18 protein-coding genes and 1 pseudogene are annotated in these 18,477 nt (G+C 69.0%); 8 read left to right on the forward strand and 11 right to left on the reverse strand.

The window, feature by feature from the left end; all coding sequences use genetic code 11:
- The first annotated feature begins 170 nt into the window (after positions 1–170).
- On the forward strand, positions 171–689 hold the full coding sequence (locus IEZ15_RS18210; protein ID WP_189278069.1) for a hypothetical protein: 519 nt from the start codon (positions 171–173) through the stop codon (positions 687–689).
- A gap of 430 nt (positions 690–1,119) precedes the next feature.
- Here IEZ15_RS18210 and IEZ15_RS18215 read toward each other — a convergent pair whose 3' ends face one another.
- Together IEZ15_RS18215 and IEZ15_RS18220 are read right to left on the reverse strand one after the other, a co-directional pair.
- Positions 1,120–1,530, reverse strand: a complete 411-nt coding sequence (locus IEZ15_RS18215; protein WP_189278071.1) for a hypothetical protein — start codon at positions 1,528–1,530, stop codon at positions 1,120–1,122.
- A 360-nt stretch (positions 1,531–1,890) separates the two neighbouring features.
- On the reverse strand, positions 1,891–2,229 hold the full coding sequence (locus tag IEZ15_RS18220) for a hypothetical protein (protein ID WP_189278073.1): 339 nt from the start codon (positions 2,227–2,229) through the stop codon (positions 1,891–1,893).
- 349 nt (positions 2,230–2,578) lie between these two features.
- On the opposite strand from IEZ15_RS18220, the pseudogene IEZ15_RS18225 reads away from it, so the two are divergent.
- Positions 2,579–3,269 (forward strand): annotated as a pseudogene (locus IEZ15_RS18225) (transposase family protein).
- 29 nt (positions 3,270–3,298) lie between these two features.
- On the opposite strand, the gene IEZ15_RS18230 reads toward IEZ15_RS18225, so the two are convergent.
- Entirely contained in the window at positions 3,299–3,922 is a 624-nt protein-coding gene (locus tag IEZ15_RS18230; RefSeq protein WP_189278075.1) for a hypothetical protein, read from the reverse strand.
- 466 nt (positions 3,923–4,388) lie between these two features.
- Here IEZ15_RS18230 and IEZ15_RS18235 point away from each other — a divergent pair, with 466 nt between their 5' ends.
- Both IEZ15_RS18235 and IEZ15_RS18240 read left to right on the forward strand, forming a co-directional pair.
- Positions 4,389–4,745 carry a hypothetical protein gene (locus IEZ15_RS18235; RefSeq protein WP_189278077.1) on the forward strand — a complete coding sequence of 119 codons (357 nt, stop codon included), beginning with the start codon at positions 4,389–4,391 and terminating at the stop codon, positions 4,743–4,745.
- A gap of 282 nt (positions 4,746–5,027) precedes the next feature.
- A complete protein-coding gene (locus tag IEZ15_RS18240; RefSeq protein ID WP_189278079.1) occupies positions 5,028–5,978 on the forward strand; it encodes a hypothetical protein in 951 nt (316 codons plus the stop codon).
- 36 nt (positions 5,979–6,014) lie between these two features.
- On the opposite strand, the gene IEZ15_RS44760 is transcribed toward IEZ15_RS18240, so the two are convergent.
- The 7 genes from IEZ15_RS44760 to ppk2 all read right to left on the reverse strand — a co-directional run bounded on the left by IEZ15_RS44760 (position 6,015) and on the right by ppk2 (position 11,106).
- Positions 6,015–6,251 (reverse strand): hypothetical protein, encoded by a 237-nt coding sequence (locus IEZ15_RS44760; protein WP_229845947.1) that lies wholly within the window; start codon positions 6,249–6,251, stop codon positions 6,015–6,017.
- A gap of 355 nt (positions 6,252–6,606) precedes the next feature.
- On the reverse strand, positions 6,607–7,092 hold the full coding sequence (locus tag IEZ15_RS44765; RefSeq protein ID WP_229845948.1) for a hypothetical protein: 486 nt from the start codon (positions 7,090–7,092) through the stop codon (positions 6,607–6,609).
- A 22-nt stretch (positions 7,093–7,114) separates the two neighbouring features.
- Positions 7,115–7,990 carry a universal stress protein gene (locus IEZ15_RS18255; RefSeq protein ID WP_189278081.1) on the reverse strand — a complete coding sequence of 292 codons (876 nt, stop codon included), beginning with the start codon at positions 7,988–7,990 and terminating at the stop codon, positions 7,115–7,117.
- Positions 7,991–8,143: 153 nt separating this feature from the next.
- Positions 8,144–8,764 (reverse strand): CBS domain-containing protein, encoded by a 621-nt coding sequence (locus IEZ15_RS18260; protein WP_114242802.1) that lies wholly within the window; start codon positions 8,762–8,764, stop codon positions 8,144–8,146.
- Between the two features lie 12 nt (positions 8,765–8,776).
- Complete coding sequence (locus IEZ15_RS18265) at positions 8,777–9,076, reverse strand: CBS domain-containing protein (protein WP_189278083.1); 300 nt, start codon at positions 9,074–9,076, stop codon at positions 8,777–8,779.
- Positions 9,077–9,104: 28 nt separating this feature from the next.
- Positions 9,105–9,974 carry a universal stress protein gene (locus IEZ15_RS18270; protein ID WP_189278085.1) on the reverse strand — a complete coding sequence of 290 codons (870 nt, stop codon included), beginning with the start codon at positions 9,972–9,974 and terminating at the stop codon, positions 9,105–9,107.
- 310 nt (positions 9,975–10,284) lie between these two features.
- Positions 10,285–11,106 carry a polyphosphate kinase 2 gene (ppk2, locus tag IEZ15_RS18275; RefSeq protein WP_114242800.1) on the reverse strand — a complete coding sequence of 274 codons (822 nt, stop codon included), beginning with the start codon at positions 11,104–11,106 and terminating at the stop codon, positions 10,285–10,287.
- Positions 11,107–11,594: 488 nt separating this feature from the next.
- Here ppk2 and IEZ15_RS18280 point away from each other — a divergent pair, with 488 nt between their 5' ends.
- From IEZ15_RS18280 to IEZ15_RS18295, 4 genes are all read left to right on the forward strand, one after another.
- Positions 11,595–12,470, forward strand: coding sequence for a universal stress protein (locus tag IEZ15_RS18280; RefSeq protein WP_114242799.1), 876 nt, complete (start codon positions 11,595–11,597; stop codon positions 12,468–12,470).
- A gap of 266 nt (positions 12,471–12,736) precedes the next feature.
- Complete coding sequence (locus IEZ15_RS18285; protein ID WP_114248794.1) at positions 12,737–13,624, forward strand: oxygenase MpaB family protein; 888 nt, start codon at positions 12,737–12,739, stop codon at positions 13,622–13,624.
- 27 nt (positions 13,625–13,651) lie between these two features.
- Positions 13,652–15,925 (forward strand): serine/threonine-protein kinase, encoded by a 2,274-nt coding sequence (locus tag IEZ15_RS18290; protein WP_189278086.1) that lies wholly within the window; start codon positions 13,652–13,654, stop codon positions 15,923–15,925.
- A gap of 22 nt (positions 15,926–15,947) precedes the next feature.
- Positions 15,948–17,492, forward strand: a complete 1,545-nt coding sequence (locus IEZ15_RS18295; protein WP_189278088.1) for a phytoene desaturase family protein — start codon at positions 15,948–15,950, stop codon at positions 17,490–17,492.
- Positions 17,493–17,502: 10 nt separating this feature from the next.
- Here the strand turns inward: IEZ15_RS18295 and IEZ15_RS18300 are convergent, their stop codons facing one another.
- On the reverse strand, positions 17,503–18,477 hold the full coding sequence (locus IEZ15_RS18300; protein ID WP_189278090.1) for an acetylxylan esterase: 975 nt from the start codon (positions 18,475–18,477) through the stop codon (positions 17,503–17,505).

An 18,477-nucleotide genomic window follows, 5' to 3' on the forward strand; every position in this document is an offset into this window, starting at 1 on the left:
CGCGGCTGATTCAGCCGGGACACGGTGGTTGGAACCTGGTCTTGATTGTTGGCACCGAGGCTTGATGGCTAACGCCGAGGCCGCGGTCCCGTCCCTATCGACGCTCGTGGTCTTCGCCAGAGCCCGTAATCCCCCAGGTCCTGGCTGCGTGAGCCACTAGGTTGGTGTGCGTGGAGACGCGGGGGCAGAGGCATCGGTATGTGGGTCCGGCGGAGCTGAAGGCGCTCGTCCGGACGGGTGGCGAGGGTCGGAGCATCCGTTCGTCGGCGGACTTCGGCGAGTGGGTCTCTGCGCTGCTGGATGAGTTGGCCGAGCCGTTCACGTTCGTCGTCGACAGCGGCGGGGTGCTGCGACTGGCTCCGCGCCGCAGCGAGCACGTGGTGTGTGCTGGCGGTGGAGAGGTGTTGAGCGCTGGCGAGATGAGCTTCCGTGAGGAGTCCGGGCGGTGGGTGGTCGAGGAGGTAAGCAACCAGTCGACCGGCTACTGCCCGGACGTCGGCTCATGGCCGGCCGTGGCCGAGGCCCTGGAGCGGATCGGGATCCATTACCCGTCCGGGTTCACGCACGAGGTGGTCTTCCGCCGATGCCGCTCCTGCCGGGAGCTCAACATCGTGCGAGAGGAGGACTTCGTCTGCGTCTTCTGCGGCGAGGATCTGCCGCGGGAGTGGAACGTCAGGGAGCCCGGGTGACTGGTCAGACAGCGAAGATCGCATCGCGTTGCGAGTGCGGCAGCATGGCGGTGCGACAGGTGAACCAGTTCATCCTTCGCGATGAGTTGTGGTGGGACTCGGAGTTCTCTTGCGGGTCCTGCGGCACCTACCTGTGCGAACACGCCGGTCCGGGACCAGCACCTGATGATGTCCGGGAGGCTCTACTCGCAGCGCACGGACCTGTCAGGCTGCGGTTGGTCGATCCGCTTCCCAGTCTCGTCCCAGCTTTGAAGGTCCTTCGGGAGGTCTCAGCGGCCTCGTTGTCGCGGGCTCGTGAGCTGGTCGGGGAACTGAGCCACGATGGCCTCGCGGGGACGTTGTCGGAGATGGAGTTCCTGAAGGCCCGGCTGCAGGTGCGCGGGGTTCACGTCGACATCGATCGGTAGCTGTCCCCGGAGGAACCTGGAGGTCAGCTGCGGATCCGGCGGTGCCACCAGGGGAGGTCCGTTGGTGTTAAGGGATTGTTCAACGTGCGCGCGAGAAACCGGGCGTCGAGAGGCTCGACGGCCTTGCGGAGTTCGCGCCGCGCCTTGGCACTGATCGTTCGCATGGCTGCTTCGAGCAGGGTGCGGGCGTGCATGTCGCGCCAGCCTGTCGTGCCTTCGCAGGAGAGTTCCACGGACGGATAGGACCGCCGTACGGTCTGGGACCAGGCCCGGAAGGCGTGAGCCACGTCTCCCGAGTAGAGCCCGTTCTTCCGCTCGAACCGGCCGATCTGACGGTTCGTGGCGGCTGAGAGGCCGCGGATGACGGCTCGGGTGCCGCGGTTGATGCGGTGGGGCAGCTGCGCCCGGATCTCGCCCGGTGACCGGCGAGGCATGGAGAGACGCATCGATCTTCGTGGCGAGATCCTCCGCGTGCCGGATGAGGAGTTGCCGCAGAGCCGTGTTGTGGCGGCCGAGCTGGCTGGTCGTGGGCCGGATGGTGCACCCGGTCGAACGGGCCAGCCGGATGGGCGAGAGGTGGAGGCGGTGGGCGAGTCTCAGTAGATAGCCGCCCAGGGACTCCCCATCGAGCGGGTCCAGGCTCCGTGCCAGTGGTCGCGCCCTCGGGCTGGCGAGTGCTTCATCCATCAGCGGTCGGCCTGTCACCGTGGTCAGCGAAGACCGTGTTGCGTGGTCTGCCGGCCCTCTTCCGTGGTTGCTGTGGAGGTTTGACGTTCGGTGGGACCTCCGGGATCTCACCGGCCTGCGGATCGAGGTCGGCGAGATTGCCCAGGCGGATGGAGGTGCGGGCCCTCTTCCCGGTACGACCGCCGGTCGCCCGCCTGTGGCCGCCCCTCCTTGCCGACCGTTCCGCCCCGCACCAGGCAGTCCCCGGTCTCGGCGCACTTCTCCCGAACCCACGCAACGGTGATGTCCTCGACCTCGTCGCGGACGTAGATCGCAAAGCCATACTTTACCGCCCGCCTGTAGCAGGGTTGGCACATCCCGTTCCGAAGCGGCTTGTACGGGTTCCTGCACTCCCGGCAGACCTTGGTCACCCCCGGTTCCTCAGAGATGTTGATCTCGCGCTCCATGCGGGCAGGGCAGGGGCCGGCTCTGACAGCGCCGTCCCGGCCGCAGTCGGCTCAGATCCCTGTGGACCAAGCGACTACACCGCCGATCCTCTCCGTGAGGCGGGCCAAGGGGGCAGCCTCTGCGGACGCGGACTCTGAGCACCCGAGTTGTCCGTTCGGGCCAACTACCGCACTCAGTGAGCCTCTTCCAACCTGACGGGTGGTTGGGTCTGCGCCCCGGTGGCGGGCATGAAGAAAGCTCCTCGTAGATGGGTTCACGACCAAGATCACCAGTCCGTCAGGAGCTCTCGTGCTTGTCTACCCGCCTGCCATCGATCTGTCCAGCGGCACCCTGTAGCGTCTTGCCGGTCTGCTCGCGGGCCACCGGCGCCAGATCGGCTCCCGCTGGCGCCGTCTTACCTGTGGCCGGCAGGCCCTGCTCGTCCTCGCGCACCTGCGCTGCGGTGACACCTACGCCCGCCTCGCGGCGGGTTTCCACATCGGGATCGCGACGGTCTGCCGCTACATACGCGAAATCGTCGAACTCCTGGCCTCGCTCGCTCCGACGCTGGAGCAGGCCATGGACACGGTCCGCAGGAAGGCGTACGTGATCCTCGACGGCACGCTCCTGCCGATCGACCGTATCGCCGCCGACCGCCCGTACTACTCGGGGAAGAAGAAGCATCACGGCATGAACGTGCAGGTTCTCGCCGACCCAGCCGGACGCCTGATCTGGGCATTGGACGCACTGCCGGGAGCCACGCACGACCTGACCGCGGCCCGGACCCACGACATCCCGGCCGCTCTGACCGCCGGCGACATCAAGTGCGGGGCGGACAAGGCGTATCTGGGTGCGAGCCCCAGCATCCGTGTCCCGTTTCGGGGCAGGAACCTGCGCGGCTGGCGCCGGCGTCACAACCGGGACCGCCAAGATCCGCAGCCTCGTCGAACGCGCCATGGCGATCCTGAAGAGCTGGCGGGTCCTTCGGAAGCTCCGTTGCACCACCACCCGGATCACCGCCGTCGTCAGAGCCGTCGCCACCCTCGAACTCGCCATCTGATCAAGATGGAGAGCGTTCAAATCGGTAGGTCAGGTCACCGAGATTTGCCACTTGCCGTGTTCGGACAGGGTGACGTATCCGTGCTGCGGAAGGCGCAGGGTGCCCTTCTGGTTGACAGCGGAGGTGAAGCGGATCAGCTGCTTCCCACCGTTGGCCGGCGTGTAGATGATGGTGCCGGGGGAGTCGATGAAGTCGTAGTGCACAACCGGGGCGTATTCGAAGTACGGCTTGAGGCTGAAATAGCCGAAGGTCTGGGTTCCCTTTCCCCGGGCTGTTTTGGTCGGGAGCTGAGGCAGCGCGCCGCTGTCCACGATGCGCACCTTCCACCGGCCCAGGCCACTGGCGGCCTCGTTGCCCACCATGATTCGCCAGATGGCGAGGGCGTCGCAGTCGGCCGGCAGGACGATGTGCGACGGCCCAGTCCGGCCGATGGTGACGAGCGTGTCATGGGCCCGCTGATGATAGGGACCCTTGCGCACGGTCGACAGGTTGAAGCTCGTGGTGAAGCCCGCGCGGAACTCCAAAAAGGACCGGATTTCCGTCCCCTGCGCCCGGTATCTCGACAATCCGGCTGCGCCAGTCGGACCATTTAGCGGACGTGGTGCTGCCCACGTTCCCTCCCCTGCGTCGGTCGCGAAGCGCTCGGGAGTCATGGTGGCACGCGGACCCGGGCTGCGGCTCCGCTCCAGTCCGACGGGGGCCAGCTGTCGCTCAGGAGAAGAACCTGGCATCGCCGACGCCGGGGCGGACTCCGCCTTCGGAAGACCGGCTTCCGTACGCGGCGGGTTACCGACCGAGGAGGTTCAAGGGGTTTCGCGTCCTCGTCCCTGTTGAACCAGCCGTCAGGTTGAAAGAGGCTCTATAGCACGAGCCTGGACTCTTTCGCTACTCGGGGCTGCTGAGTCCGGGACTTGGGGAGTCGGGCCTGCCGAGACTGGCTGGAAGGATGCTCGTCGCTTGATCGCACTGGGCGGCAAGGCAGGCGGCATGCGCCGCGATACGGTGAAGCAGCTCGCGTTTGGCGCCCTTGCAGTTTGCGGGTGTGCGCATCTGATTAATTGAGGCGACCACTTGTTGAGTGCTGCGGCCTGATTTCCGCAAGGAATTCAGAATGGTGCTGTGGAGGTGGTCTTTGTGTGTGGTTTCGACCCAGATAAGAACGGTTGCTGCTTCTTGGCTGGGCGATGTGCGGCCCTGGCGGAACGTGTCGAGTCCGTTGCAGAGTTCGATCCAATGCGCATGCGGCAGGTGCCAGGGCTGGAGCGCTTCACGGCGGCGTTGATAATCGATGCGGGGGAAGGTGTCGTCGAGGCAGCGGGCGAGGGACTCAACGGACTGATGGAACGCTGGCCACAGGCTGCGGGGCGAGAGTTCTCGCTTGAGTACCTTCTGGCTGTTGTGCTGTGTTCCATGGCACGTGAAGTGCTTGCGCGCATTGGGGCCACGTGCCGCCGCCGCTCATTTCAGCGAGTTTGAGGGATGCCACTCGGCGCAAGTGCCGTTCCTCCCAACTGCTGTGATCGTCCCACTGGCTCAACAGGTCTGCGGCACCGCGACGTGGAGAACCACGACTGGTCCAACAATCCCTTTACGCCGAATCCGGGAACCGGTCCGCTACCCATGCCGTTCATTCCGGTCTTCTAGGGCGGATGCGCGACGGCGTGGGGCCTTATTCGGTACGCGCGGTATGATCCCGCCGGTGGCATAGGTGCCCAAAAGGCACGCGGGCGGGAAATTGAACGGAAACGGGTAGGGGAAATGAGAACTGCAGAATCCGAATTCCGCTTCAATGCGAACATTCGCGTGGAGGCCGTGTTCGAGCTTCCTGATGCGGCTTCGGATCTGCGGAAAATGACCGAGGGGTGGTTCGAGGACGCGCTCGCCGAACTGGCCGGCGCCGATCTGAACCCCTTCGCGGCATCCCTGGACCTCACGGGACGCTCGAATGTGCTGAGGAAGAGCGGAATTCCCTTCGGGGAACCCGGCGAACTCTGGGGGTCCTTCGCGGTGACCCGCAACACGGCGAAGGGGCGGAAGATCTCTTCCAGCGTGTGGTCCCCCCGTGGCTGGCAGAAGTTCCTCCAGGGCGTCGAGGACGTTCCGTTGGGGGCGGATGTCCGTCTGTGCCGGCTCGGCGCGGACGGATATCCGGGCAGCCCGTGGATCACCCTTTCCATGAGGCGTCAGTACGACGCCCCCGAGTGGGTGACCTTCGCGGTCGACGGTTTGAGCCAGGAATTCGCCGCGCCGGACACGTCGCCGGCGGTCCAGCAGCGCTGGAGGAATTTCCTGGACCGCCGGCTGGAAGTGGCGGGAGCCGAAGGGCGGGCGTGTCTGTACGGCTGCATCGCGGACGATGTCGAGGTGGCGACCGGGCGCAGCGCCTTCGAAGTGGCGCTCGGCGTCTTCCCGTACGAGACGCTGCCGGAGCTGAACCACGAGCTCCGGGGCTACTCCTGGATCACCGTCTGCTCACCGGGTGTCGCCCGACAGCTCGGTGGCCAGGGCGGAGTGGAGTCCAGGGGAGCGTTCTCGGCGGTGAAGCCGTTGCCCGGTGGTGGCCTGCTCCTGCAGGCCACCGGGGACATGCGCGCGTACGGTTCCGAGCGCGTCCGGGCGGTGTACGAAGCGCTCCGGCCCGTCCTCCCGGCCGGAGAGGCGCTCTCCTACATCACCCACCAGAACATCCGCCTGGTCTTCGAGGGCTGACGCGCGAACCCTCGCGGCAGCTGACTCCGCGTCGGATCAGCGGTCGGTGCGCAGTACCTCGCGGAGGGTCTGCGCGAACTCCGACGGAGCCCCGTGCCGGACGAACTCGCCACCCAGGAAACCACCGTGATTGCCGGGGAAGACCGCGGGCCCGGTGCCCAGCCGCGCCGCGATCTCCGCCGCGGCGCGGGCGGCGAACTCTCCGTCGGACTCCTTGCCCGCTGCGACGACGACGCGTCGAGGCGGCCTGGAGCGCGGCGAAGTCGGGCCCATAGCCCGTACAGCCGAGCATGTTCTGACCCAGCAGCGGGTCGTCGCGGGAGCCATCGTCCTGGGCGGGCAGCCCGAAGTCGGCCGGTGCGGGGACGGGCTCCTCGTTCCCGTTGTCCGGGAAGGGGCCCTTCCGGCTCGTCATCGCGATGAACTTCGCCATCGCGGCTCCCGTTCCGTCGCGCAGATAGGTCGCGTGGATGTCCGCCGTGTCTACGCCGGTGCGGACGACGACGGAGTAGCCGGAGCATGGGGAGACCGGTGCCGAGCGAGACGTCCTCTTGGCCGGAGTAGCGGGCAAGCAGGGCGGTGACGGCGGCTGCGAGGATCGCGGTCGAGGCGATGCCGTGGCTCCGGCTCAGCTCCGCGAGGGCGGCGGCGGGGGCTGGCAGCTCGCGCTCGTGCGTGGCGGTGCCGCTTGACGGATCACAGGGCGCGGCCGGTGATCCGGCAGGTCCAATGGCGGGACACCGTCCAGCCGGTCCCGCCAGAAGTCAGTCTGAGCGGGGACCGTCCGGGGCACCGGGCGAGGCACCACCGGATTGATCATCATGGCGCCGAGCGCGGCGTGTGTCGGAGCGAGTGCGGCCGCCACGTACAGCGCGGCCCAGCCCGACACCCCGGGGAGCAGGGCCATGGCCGGCAGAGTGCCGAGACCGGCGCACACCGGCAGCCCCGAGCAGCAGAAGTCGTACACACAGACCGAGCTCAGGGAGCAGGGCCCGGAAGACAGCCGCGCGGCATCGGCGAAGAGCACCCAGACCAGCGTGACCTCGGCGAGTGCCCGCACGGTCCCGGGTGAGGGGGCCAGGTCCAGTACTCCGATTCCTTCGCCCAGCAGCACGGGGGCGCGGTGCCGCGGGACCTCATTCGTGGGCGATGACGGCGACGGGTGCGGTGGAGTGATGGAGGACCGCGTGAGTGATCGGGCCGACGTGCGCGCCGATCGGGGACCGGCGGATGCGACGGCCGACGACTATGAGGCCCGCTTCGGAACCTGTATCCAGGAGTTGCTCGGAAGCATGTCCGATCGGCACCTGTGCGTCGAGGGTGACCGCCGGGTACATGTCCCGCCAGGGCTTCAGCATGTCGTCCAGGCCGGTGTTCATGCTTTGAGCGATCTGCGCGTTGACTTCCGGACTGTACGCGAATCCCGACCCGGCCAGTGGGGGCAGCATCCAGCTGTGCAGCGCACGGAGTCTGCAGGCCCGCCGTGATGCCACGTCGAATGCGAAGGCGAGGAGAGCATCGCAGGGTCGGCTGATGTCGATGCCCACGACCACGTCACGGTCCGAGTGGAGGCCCCGGGCGTGCGGGATCGCGTCCTCCGTCGCGCGTACCAGGACAACGGGCCGCTCCACGGCGTGGATGACTGCCATGCCGACCGAACCGAGGAAGAAACCCGTGAGCGTGCCCAGTCCTCGGGAGCCGAGGACCAGCATGCCCGCGGTGGCCGTGACACCGGCAAGAGAGTCAGCCGGCCGACCGTCGAACGACTGGGTGCTGATGTCCAGCTGGGGGTGCTTCTCCCGAAGCTCGTCGGAGGCGTCGCGCAGCAGGGCCTTTACCCACTCGCGGGCCACATCGGACCTGGCGGCAGGAATGCCGGGTGGCGATGACCGTTCCTCGGCATGCACAAGGTGCAGCGGCACGCTGCGAAGGAGCGCCTCCCTCGCGGCCCAATGGGCCGCCGCGGCGCTTTCTGCGGATCCGTCGAGCCCGACGACAATGCGTGGGTCCATGATGACCTCCCTCGGACTGGCCCTGGCTTGCGGTCAGGGGGCGCGCCTCGCCCATTTGTCCGAAGACGGCGTTTCCGGGACGGAGACCACCCGCGGGCCACGAACTCGTGTACTTGTCGATGTGGCATGGCCTTCTCCCGCCGCCTCCCGCCGCTAGGTGCCCGTTCGTACATCGACCGGCATGTCGTCCTGCTCGTAGCTGAGCCGATTGATCACGTCCACGACTCCGTCGACGCTCCGGCACAGACGCAGGACGATGGGGACGAGGCTGTGCCGTTCCACGGTGCCACTGAGGGTCACGAGACCATCGGCTACTTCGACGGTCAGCGACGACGGACTGAGCCGGAGCGTGTGGGTCAGGACGTCTTCGAGGATCTCCTCCTGGATTGCACGGTCCCTGCGCAGGAAGAGTTGCAGGAGGTCGCTGCGGCTCAGGACTCCGATGAGCCGGCCCTCGCCGTCGACGACCGGGAGTCGCTTGACCTTGCGCTTCTCCATGATGCGGGCCGCGCGGACGACGCTCCACTCGGGCGCCGCAGTGATCGCCGGGTGGCTCATGAGACCAACGGCGGTGTTCGCGCCGCTCCCGGAACTGCGCCTGCGCAGCAGGTCGGCTTCGGAGACGACGCCTACGGGACACTCCTTCTCGTCCACGACGGGCACGGCGGTGACGCCGAATTCGTCGAGGAGCCGGGCGATCTCCTTGAACGAGGTGCCGCGCTGCACGCTGACGGCTGCGGGTGTCATGAGGTCGGAGACACTGCGATGCCTCATCGTCGCACTCCTTCACGCCGGAACTTCGGCGTCGAACCGAGCCGTCACGTCCACGACTCCCGGCACCGTGCGCGAAAGGCGGTCGGCTCCTTTCGCCCCCTGGCGTGGGCACTCGGCGGTCGCCGGTGTTACGCGCTGGTCCGTGATCCGGCGCCAGGTCGTCCACGGCGTATTCGACGGACGCGTGTCCACTACGGGCAGGGCCGATACATGGTTGTGGTCCAGGATCCGGATGACCGGCTCGAGTGACGCCTCGGGGGCGGCCGTCGACACATCCCGGGTCATGACCTCGGAGACAGTGCGATGCATCATGGTCCGAATTCCCCTTCGCTCGGGGGCGTCAGTCGTGGGCGATGACGGCCACGGGGGCGGTGGCGTGATGCAGGACGGCATGGGCCACCGGTCCGAGGTGCGCACCCAGAGGAGAGCGGCGCAGGTGTCGGCCGACGACGACGAGGTCCGCGCCTGCCGCGGCCTGGACGAGTTGACCGCCCGCGGAGCCCATGAACGCCGTCTGGTCCACGCTCACGGACGGGAATTCGTGGCGCCAGGGCAGCAGCAGTTCGTCCAGCAGCTGCGCGGCACTTCGGCCTGCTGCCCGTTCGTCGTAGGAGTCGATGAACGGGAAGGACCTGTAGGCGGGCGGAAGCTTCCAGCCGTGGATCGCCCGCAAGGCGCAACCGCGGCGGGCGGCCTCTTCGAAGGCGAAGGCGAGAACCTTGTCGGGTGCGTCGTGGGTGTCGACACCCACGACGATCTCGCCGTACGGGGTGGGATCGGCGTGCTTCGGTTCATCCGCGACCCGCACGAGGACCACGGGCGTATCGGTGGCCACGAGTGTCGCCGTGCCCACCGCGCCGACGAGAAAGCCCACCAGACTGCCCAGGCCGCGGGAACCCAGGACGAGCAGGCCGACGTCGGCAGCTTCGACAGCCAGGGCTGCTGCCGGCCTGCCGGAAAGGCACCGGGCGGTGATCTCCAGGCGTGGGTGCCGGCGGCGTACCTCCCCCAGGGCCTCGGTGAGCGCCTCGTCGGCCCATCGGCCTGCCGTCTCGCGGCCCAGCCGTGGAACGGCGGGGCTGATGGGCCAGTCGATGACGTGGACGAGTCTCAGCGGCACCTGCCGCAAGGACGCCTCCTGGGCGCCCCAAGCGACAGCCGCCCGGCTCTCGGGAGAGCCATCGACACCGACGGTCACGGGGTCTTTCATGGCGGGCACCTCCTGCGCGCCGCAGGTCTGCGCTCTGTTCCGAGCCCCGCCCGGCGGAGCAGGGGCGGAGGTGGGGCCTTGTGGCCTGTTGTGGGGCCGACCAGCCCCACTACGCCGTGGGGGCCTCCTGAAGGAGGAGAGCCGTCTGCTCGCTGAGTGCCTCGGCGAGGTCGAGGAAGTCCGGCGAATCCATCTCCAGTCTCTCCCGAAGCTCTCGTCGGGTGCGAGAGCGGCGCGGCCGGTGCCGGGCACCACCACGCCGGTGGCTGTCTTACCTCTGGCAGCCTGATCGTGTGGCGACCGTTCCGCCTCACCCCCTGAGTTCCGACGCGTGGTCGGGAACATACGTCTGAAGGTCCCTCGGCGGCCGTTGGTACCCGGTGGCCGGCGGCCGCGGGGGCAGCTCGATCACCGGTGCAGTCACTGTCCCGTACGGCACGGTCGACAACAGATGGGCGATCATGTTCAGCCGGGCCCGGCGTTTGTCGTCGCTCTCGACGACATACCAGGGAGCCTCCGAGATGTCCGTATGGACGAACATCTCGTCCTTCGCCCGCGAGTACGCCTCCCATCGGGTGATCGATTCCAGATCCATCGGCGAGAGCTTCCACCGGCGGGTGGGATCCTGCAGTCGACGTCGGAACCGCTCCTCCTGCACCGCGTCACTCACGGAGAACCAGTATTTACGCAGCAGAATGCCGTCCTCCACCAGCATCCGCTCGAAGATCGGGCACTGGCGAAGGAACCGCTGGTGTTCCTCCATGGTGCAAAAACCCATGACGCGTTCGACGCCCGCGCGGTTGTACCAGCTCCGGTCGAGCAGAACCACTTCCCCCGCAGCCGGCAGGTACTCGGCGTAGCGCTGGAAATACCACTGGCTGCGCTCGCGCTCGGTCGGCCGCGGCAGCGCGACGATGCGCGCAACGCGGGGATTGAGGTGTTCGGTGACGCGCTTGATCGTGCTGCCCTTGCCTGCCGCGTCACGCCCCTCGAACACCACGACGAGCCGTGCGCCTTCCGCCCGCACCCACTCCTGGAGCTTCACGAGTTCGGTCTGGAGTCGGTACAGCTCCCGTTCGTACAGCGAGCGCGGCAGCTTTCCGGGCTTGCCCGCGCTTTTCTCGTCTGCCATGGGACGACGTTACGGAGGAGACCACGTTCAAAGTCAAGCATCAGCGCCGAACGGCGGTGAGCCACGACGCCATGGGCCTACGCGAACGCATCACGCAGAGGATGATGTCGCTGCGGTGTCGCGGCTGCTCCTGCGGACGAGGAGCGGGGCGTGGCGCGACGGCGGACAGCCCTCCGCAGTGGCCGTAGCGCAACGGCTCGTCCGGCAGGTCTCCGGTCGCGGTGGCCGGAGTCTTCGGAGGAGGACCCGGTCCCTGCCCCGACGCGCGTCCCGCCGGACCCTGCCCCATCAGGGCCCGCATGCGCCACGAGGAGATCTGGGGTACTCCTCGAAAGTGAAGAAGCCGTGTTCGGCGCAGATGCTCACACCATCGGTGACCCCTCACCGTCGCCTGCCTGGTTTCGGACCAGGACACACGGACGACAGCAGTCCGGACAAGCGGGCTCGTTCACGTCGTTCCAGCTTCTTACGAGACGGAGGCAGTCGTCATGGAGCCAGTTGTCACCGTGGGCCTCGACGGCTCACCCGAGAGTCTTGCCGCTGCCCGTTGGGCCGCGGACGAAGCCGAGAGGCGCAGACTCACGCTGCGCCTGTTGCACGCGTGGCCTCTGCTGGTGCCGGATACGCCGGGCATTCCTGCGGCGACGGATCAGAACTACTGGGCGAAGCGGATTGTGCACAACGCGCGGGCCGAGCTCCAGGCGCGCCACCCCGGCCTCCCTGTCGTCGGCGAGCTGATTGCCGACGACGCCCAGCACGCACTGCTGCGAGCGGCATCGGAGTCCGAGATGATCGTGCTCGGTTCGCGAGGGCTGATGCCTGTCGAAAGTTATTTCCTGGGAGACATCAGCATGTCCGTCGTGGCACGGGCCGAGAGGCCGGTGGTCCTGGTGCGGGCCGAAGCGAGCGGAGAAGGGCCACAGTCCGTCCCAGCTGCCGCAGGCGGCGTAGTGGTGGCACTGAAACTGCACGGCTCCCACGACGACCTGCTCGCATTCGCCTTCGGTACCGCAGCAGCGCGGGGCATGCCTCTTCGGGCCGTCCATGGCCAGAGTCTGCCGCTCGATGCCTATGTGCCCTGGGGTGTGGATCACGATGTGACGGAAGAAATCACTCACGACGCGCAGAAGCGCCTCAGCCAGACCCTCCGCCCCTGGCGTGAGAAGTTCCCCCTCGTGGAGGTGGCCGAGAGCATCGCACTCGAAAGCCCCGCCAAGGCCGTCGTACGGGCCGCCGAGGGCGCCGGGCTGCTGGTCGTCGGCCGACGCAAGCACCGTTCCGCCCTGGCGTCACACCTGGGCCCCGTAGCCCAAGCTGCCATCCATCACGCGCGGTGCCCAGTCGCCGTCGTCCCCCGTGCCTGATACGAGCAACCGCACGGAAGGTTCCGGACGCTGAGACTCGTCAGTGCCGCCCCTGCGGAGGGGACGATGCCCCCGCCGGTGGCAGCGCCTGAGGTGAGGGCCATATTCGTACGCATTCGGGATATGGAATCGGCTTGGCGCGGAAGGCCGGCGGGCACCATATCCGGGGTGATTGCGGACGGCGTCGGCATTCCTGTCGCCAGCATCGGGTCGGCCGGCACCCTGCCGCCCAGCAGGACCGCCACATGGTGGGAGGCGCGAGCGACATGGTGAATGCCGATCCCGGGCTCTTCGGGCCCGAATCCGTCACCTGGCAGATGCATGGCGACCCGATGATGTGGGTCGCCGGGGTGCGTGCGCTCTACCTCCAGGCGCTGCATCCGCGCGCCGTACGCGGCGTCATGCAGAACTCCGACTTCCGCAAGGACGCCTGGGGGCGGCTGATGCGTACGGCCGGCTTCGTCGGAACGATCACCTACGGCACCACTGAAGCGGCCGAGAAGGCGGGTGCCAGGGTCCGCAGGATCCACCGGCTCCTCAAGGTCACCGACCCGGTGACCGGGGAGACGTACGGCGTCGACGAACCCGAGCTGCTGCTGTGGGTGCACTGCGCCGAGGTCGACTCCTACCTCCAGGTCGAACGCCGCTCCGGCTTCCCGCTCACCGACGCCCAGGCCGACCGCTACATCGACGAGCACCGCCACAGCGCGCGTCTCGTCGGCCTCGACCCCGCCGACGTGCCGGCCGGCACCGCGCAGCTCGCCGCCTACTTCGAACGGGTGCGGCCACAACTCGCCGCATCCCCGGAGGCGTTGGACGTGGACGACTTCCTGCGCCGTCCCCCCGTTCATCCGCTGCTCGTACCGGCGCGCGCACTGATGTGGCGGCGCGTCGCGGCACTCGCCTACCAGTCACTGCCCCCGTACGCCCACGAGCTCTACGGCAGACCCGTGGGGCCCGTGCGCACCGTCGACCTCCGCCTGCGCACCGCCGGAACCGCCCTGCGCTGCATTCCCTCCCGGCTTCGCTGGCAACTCCCGCCCGGTCACATTCTGAACGCGATGGCCCGACTCGGCCCCGGCAGCCGCCCCACCCCGTACAAACTGCGCAGCCAGGCCGCCATACTGGACGGGCCGGGGAGGGCACAGGGGTAGGCGAAGCGACGGGGGCGACAGCAGGCGATGGCGGACACCAGGCTGATCCAGAGCCGGTACCGACTGCTCGATCTGATCGGGCGCGGAGGCATGGGCGAGGTGTGGCGAGCCTGCGACGAGTCGCTCGGCCGCCACGTGGCCGTCAAATGCCTCAAGCCGATGGGGCCCCAGCACGACCAGTCCTTCACCCGCATCCTGCGTGAACGCTTCCGCCGCGAGGCCCGCGTCGCCGCCGCGCTCCAGCACCGCGGCGTCACCGTCGTCCACGACTTCGGTGAGCACGAGGGCGTTCTCTACCTGGTGATGGAACTCCTCGACGGCCGTAACCTCAGCCAGCTCCTGGAGGACAACAAGCAGCATCCGCTGCCGGTGCCCGACATCGTCGACATCGCCGAACAGGTCGCCGACGCCCTCGGCTACACCCACCAGCAGGGCATCGTGCACCGCGACCTCAAGCCCGCCAACATCATGCGGCTGGCCGACGGCACGGTGAAGATCTGCGACTTCGGCATCGCCAGGCTCGGCCACGACATCGGCTTCACCTCCCGCCTCACCGGTACGGGCATCGCCATGGGCACCCCGCACTACATGTCGCCCGAACAGATCAGCGGCGGCCATGTCGACCACCGCAGCGACCTGTACTCACTGGGCTGCGTCCTGTACGAGATCGCCACCGGAGCACCGCCGTTCGACCTCGAAGACGCCTGGGCCGTGCTCGTCGGACACCGTGACACCCAGCCCGAGCCACTGCGCACCCACCGGGCCGAACTCCCCGGATTCTTCGACCGTGTCGTCCTGGAACTGCTGGCCAAGACCCCGGAGGAGCGGCCCGTCGACGCGGGCGACCTGCGGCAGCGGATCGCCGTCGGCCGCACCGGCGAGCAGCCGCAGCTCCAGCCTTCGGGACAGGTACGGCTCGCGCCGCCCGTTCCCGTCGTGCGGCCCGGGCAGGAGCTGCCGGCCTGGACCCGCGGCATGACCACCGGACACAAGGCGTCCGGCGCCCTCGGGCTCGCGCCGCCCGACCACTTGGCGGACCTCACCGGCGAGTGGACCACCGGCACCGACATGCGATACCTCACCGGAGAACTGCCACAGGTCAGGGCCGAGCGGCCGACCCCGTCGCCGGAACTGCTCTCCATCCTCGCCAACCGGCACAGCGCGGGCCTCAACCTCGGCAGGCTCGGCCACTGGGAGGAGGCCGGCGAAGTACACCGTGCGGTCGCCGCCGAACGCGAGCACGCCCTCGGCCCCGACCACCCCGACACCCTCTCCAGCCGGTACGAGGTCGGCTTCACCCTCAGCCGCACCGGGCGCGCGTCGGACGCCCTGCGGGAGTTCGGCCGGGTCGCCCAGGGGCGCGAACGCACCCTGGGACCCGACCATCCGGAGACCCTCGCGGCCCGCCAGGAGATGGCGTACGTCCTGGGCCAGCTCGGCCGGCACTTCGAGGCCCATCAGGTGTACGCGACGGTCCTCGCCTCCAGGGAACGGTCGATGGGCCCCGACCACCCCGACACCCTGCGCTGCCGCCACAACCTCGCCTTCAACCTCAGCAGGCTCGGACGCCTGGAGGACTCGTACCGGATGGCCAGGGACGTGGCGTCGGCCCGTTCCCGCCTGCTCGGTGCCGACCACCCCGACACCCTGGTCACGCTCTACGAAGTGGCGTACACGCTCGGCCGGCTGGGACGCTGGACGGAGGCCCTGCAGACCTACCGCGAAGTCGCCCAGGCCCGGTCGAGGTCGCTCGGCGCCGACCATCCCGACACGCTCTGCGCCCGCTACGAGGTCGGCATCAGCCTCGGCCGCCTGGGCCGCAGCGCGGAGGCCCTGGAGCTGTACCGCGCCCTCGTCGACGACCGGACCAGGGTGGGCGGTCCCGCCGACCCCGAGACGCTCCGCGCCCGCCACGGCCTCGGCGTCAATCTGGGCCGCCTCGCCCGCTGGGAGGAAGCGCTCGCCGAGGCGCGCGACGTGTGCGCGGTCCGCGAACGCGTCCTCGGCCCAGACCACCCCGACACCCTCGTCAGTCGCCGCGAGGTCGCCGTCGGCCTCGGCTGGCTCGGCCGCTGGGCCGACGCCCTCACCGTCTACCGCCAGGTCGCCGCGGCCCGCGAACGGGTCCTCGGCGCCGACCACCCCGACACCCTCGCCGCCCGCAACGACGAGGCACACTGCCTGGAGCAGCTCGGCCGGGGACCGGAGGCCGTAGAGCTGTACCGCCGGGTCGCGGCGCTGCGCCGCGGGCGGGGAGTACCTCCGCACCGACCGGACGCCACCGCCTCTGGTCAGGGGTGATCGTCCCGTGCTACGAAGGGTCATGCCCGCACCCGACAGCTATGACGCAGTGATTGTGGGCGGCGGCCACAACGGTCTGGTCGCCGCCGCCTACCTCGCTCGCGCCGGACAGTCCGTCCTGGTCCTGGAACGCCTCGCCACCACCGGCGGAGCGGCCGTTTCGACCCGCCCCTTCGACGGGGTCGACGCCCGACTGTCGCGCTACTCGTACCTCGTGTCCCTGCTGCCGCAGAAGATCGTCCGCGATCTCGGCCTGGACTTCGCCGTACGCAAGCGGACCGTCTCCTCGTACACCCCGACCGTGCGCGGCGGCCGCGCCACCGGGCTGCTCGTCGGCGGGGACCGCACCCGGGAATCCTTCGCCGCACTCACCGGCTCGGACCGGGAGTACGAGGCGTGGCAGCGCTTCTACGGCATGACGCGACGCGTCGCCGAGCGGGCCTTCCCGACACTCACCGAACCTCTGCCGACGCGGGACGCGCTGCGCGAGCGGATCGGTGACAAGGAGGCCTGGCGGACACTGTTCGAGGAGCCCATCGGTGTCGCCGTCGAGAAGAACTTCCATGACGACCTCGTACGCGGAGTCGTTTTCACCGATGCCCTGATCGGCACCTTCGCCGATGCGCACGATCCGTCCCTGCTCCAGAACCGCTGCTTCCTCTACCACGTCATCGGCGGCGGTACCGGCGACTGGGACGTCCCGGTCGGCGGCATGGGTGCGCTCACCGACGCCCTCGCCCGTGCCGCCTGCGAGGCCGGCGCTCAGATCCGCCTACGGCACGAGGCGACCCGTATCGAGACCGACGGAGCACGGGCCGAGATCACCGTCCGCTCACCCGAGGCGGAGCACGTCGTTTCGGCCCGCAAGGTCCTCGTCAACGCCTCGCCGCAGGCGCTCGCGGCCCTCCTGAGGGACGAGCCGCCCACCCCGGCCGAGGGCGCGCAGCTGAAGGTGAACATGCTGCTCACCCGGCTGCCCCGACTGCGTGACCGCTCAGTCGACCCGCGCGAGGCCTTCGCCGGCACGTTCCACATCGCCGAGGGGTACGGGCAGCTCGCCGACGCCTACCGGGACGCGGCGGCGGGCCGGCTGCCCGCCGCCCCGCCGTCCGAGATCTACTGCCACTCGCTGACCGACCCGTCGATCCTCGGCCCCGACCTCGCCGCCCGCGGCTACCAGACCCTCACCCTCTTCGGCCTGCACACCCCCGCCCGGCTCTTCGCCGCCGACAACGCGGCGACGCGCACCGAGCTGCTGACGGCCACGCTCGCCGAACTCGACGCGCACCTGGACGAGCCGATCACCGACTGCCTGGCACGCGACGAGAACGGCGAGCCGTGCATCGAGGCCAAGACACCGCTCGACCTCGAACAGGACCTGCGGCTGCCCGGCGGCCACATCTTCCACCGGGACCTCGCCTTCCCGTACGCCACCGAATCCACCGGCCGGTGGGGTGTGGAGACGGCGCACGCCAATGTTCTGCTGTGTGGGGCGGGCGCCGTACGCGGCGGTGGAGTCAGCGGGGTTCCCGGCCACAACGCCGCGATGGTGGCGCTGGGCCGGTGACCGGGCCGCGCTATCGACCGAACACGCCGCGCAGCGCGCCGACCTTGCGCGGCAGGTCGTACTCCGCGCCGCCCTCGTGCCCGTTGTACGTGAACACCTCTATCTCGGCCGGACCCGCATAGCGGTGATACGCGGCGAACACCGTGGACGACGGACAGATCCGGTCCATCAGACCGACCGAGAACCACGCCGGGGCACTCGCCCGTGCCGCGAAGTTGACCCCGTCGAAGTAGGACAGGGTCTCCATCGCCTCGTCGATCCGGAAGCGGTGCCCGGACAGCCAGCGGGCGATCTCCGCGTACGGCCCGGCGTCCGTGATCTGCGAGGCACGCCGGTAGTGGCAGAGGAACGGCACATCGGCGACGGCCGCCGCGATGTCGTCCCGCAGCCCGGCGACGGCCAGGGCGAGCCCGCCGCCCTGGCTGCCCCCGAGCACCGCGACCCGGGACGCGTCCACCGCCTCGTGGGCCTTCGCCGCGTCCACCGCCCGCACCGCGTCCGTGATCAGCCGCCGGTAGTACTGGCGGTACGGGTCCTCGATGCCGCGGGTCAGGAAGCCGGGCGAGGACGAGCCGTGCCCGTCGGGGCCGATGTCAGGGGTGTCCGCGGTGTTCTTGCCGCCGCCACCCTGGCCCCGGTTGTCCATGACCAGATGTGCGTAGCCGAGTGCGCTCCAGGTCAGCCAGGAGTACGGAATGCCCCGGCCGCCGTTGTAGCCGATGTACTGGACCACGGCGGGCAGCGGACCCGAGCGTGCCTTCGGCAGCATCAGCCATGCCTTCACGGGCTGCCCGCCCCAGCCGCGGAACGTCACATCGAGCACATCGACGGTCGCGAATCCGGCGTCGTACGGGACGAACTCGGCGTCCAGGGGGTGGCGGGCCGTCTCGGTGAGCGTTTTTTCCCAGAAGGCGTCGAAGTCGGCCGGCTCCTCCGGTTCCGGCCGGTAGTCGCGCAGCCGGTCCAGGGGCATGTCGAACAGCAA

This window comes from Streptomyces atratus, assembly GCF_014648655.1.
In the GTDB taxonomy this organism is placed as follows: Bacteria; Actinomycetota; Actinomycetes; order Streptomycetales; family Streptomycetaceae; genus Streptomyces; species Streptomyces atratus.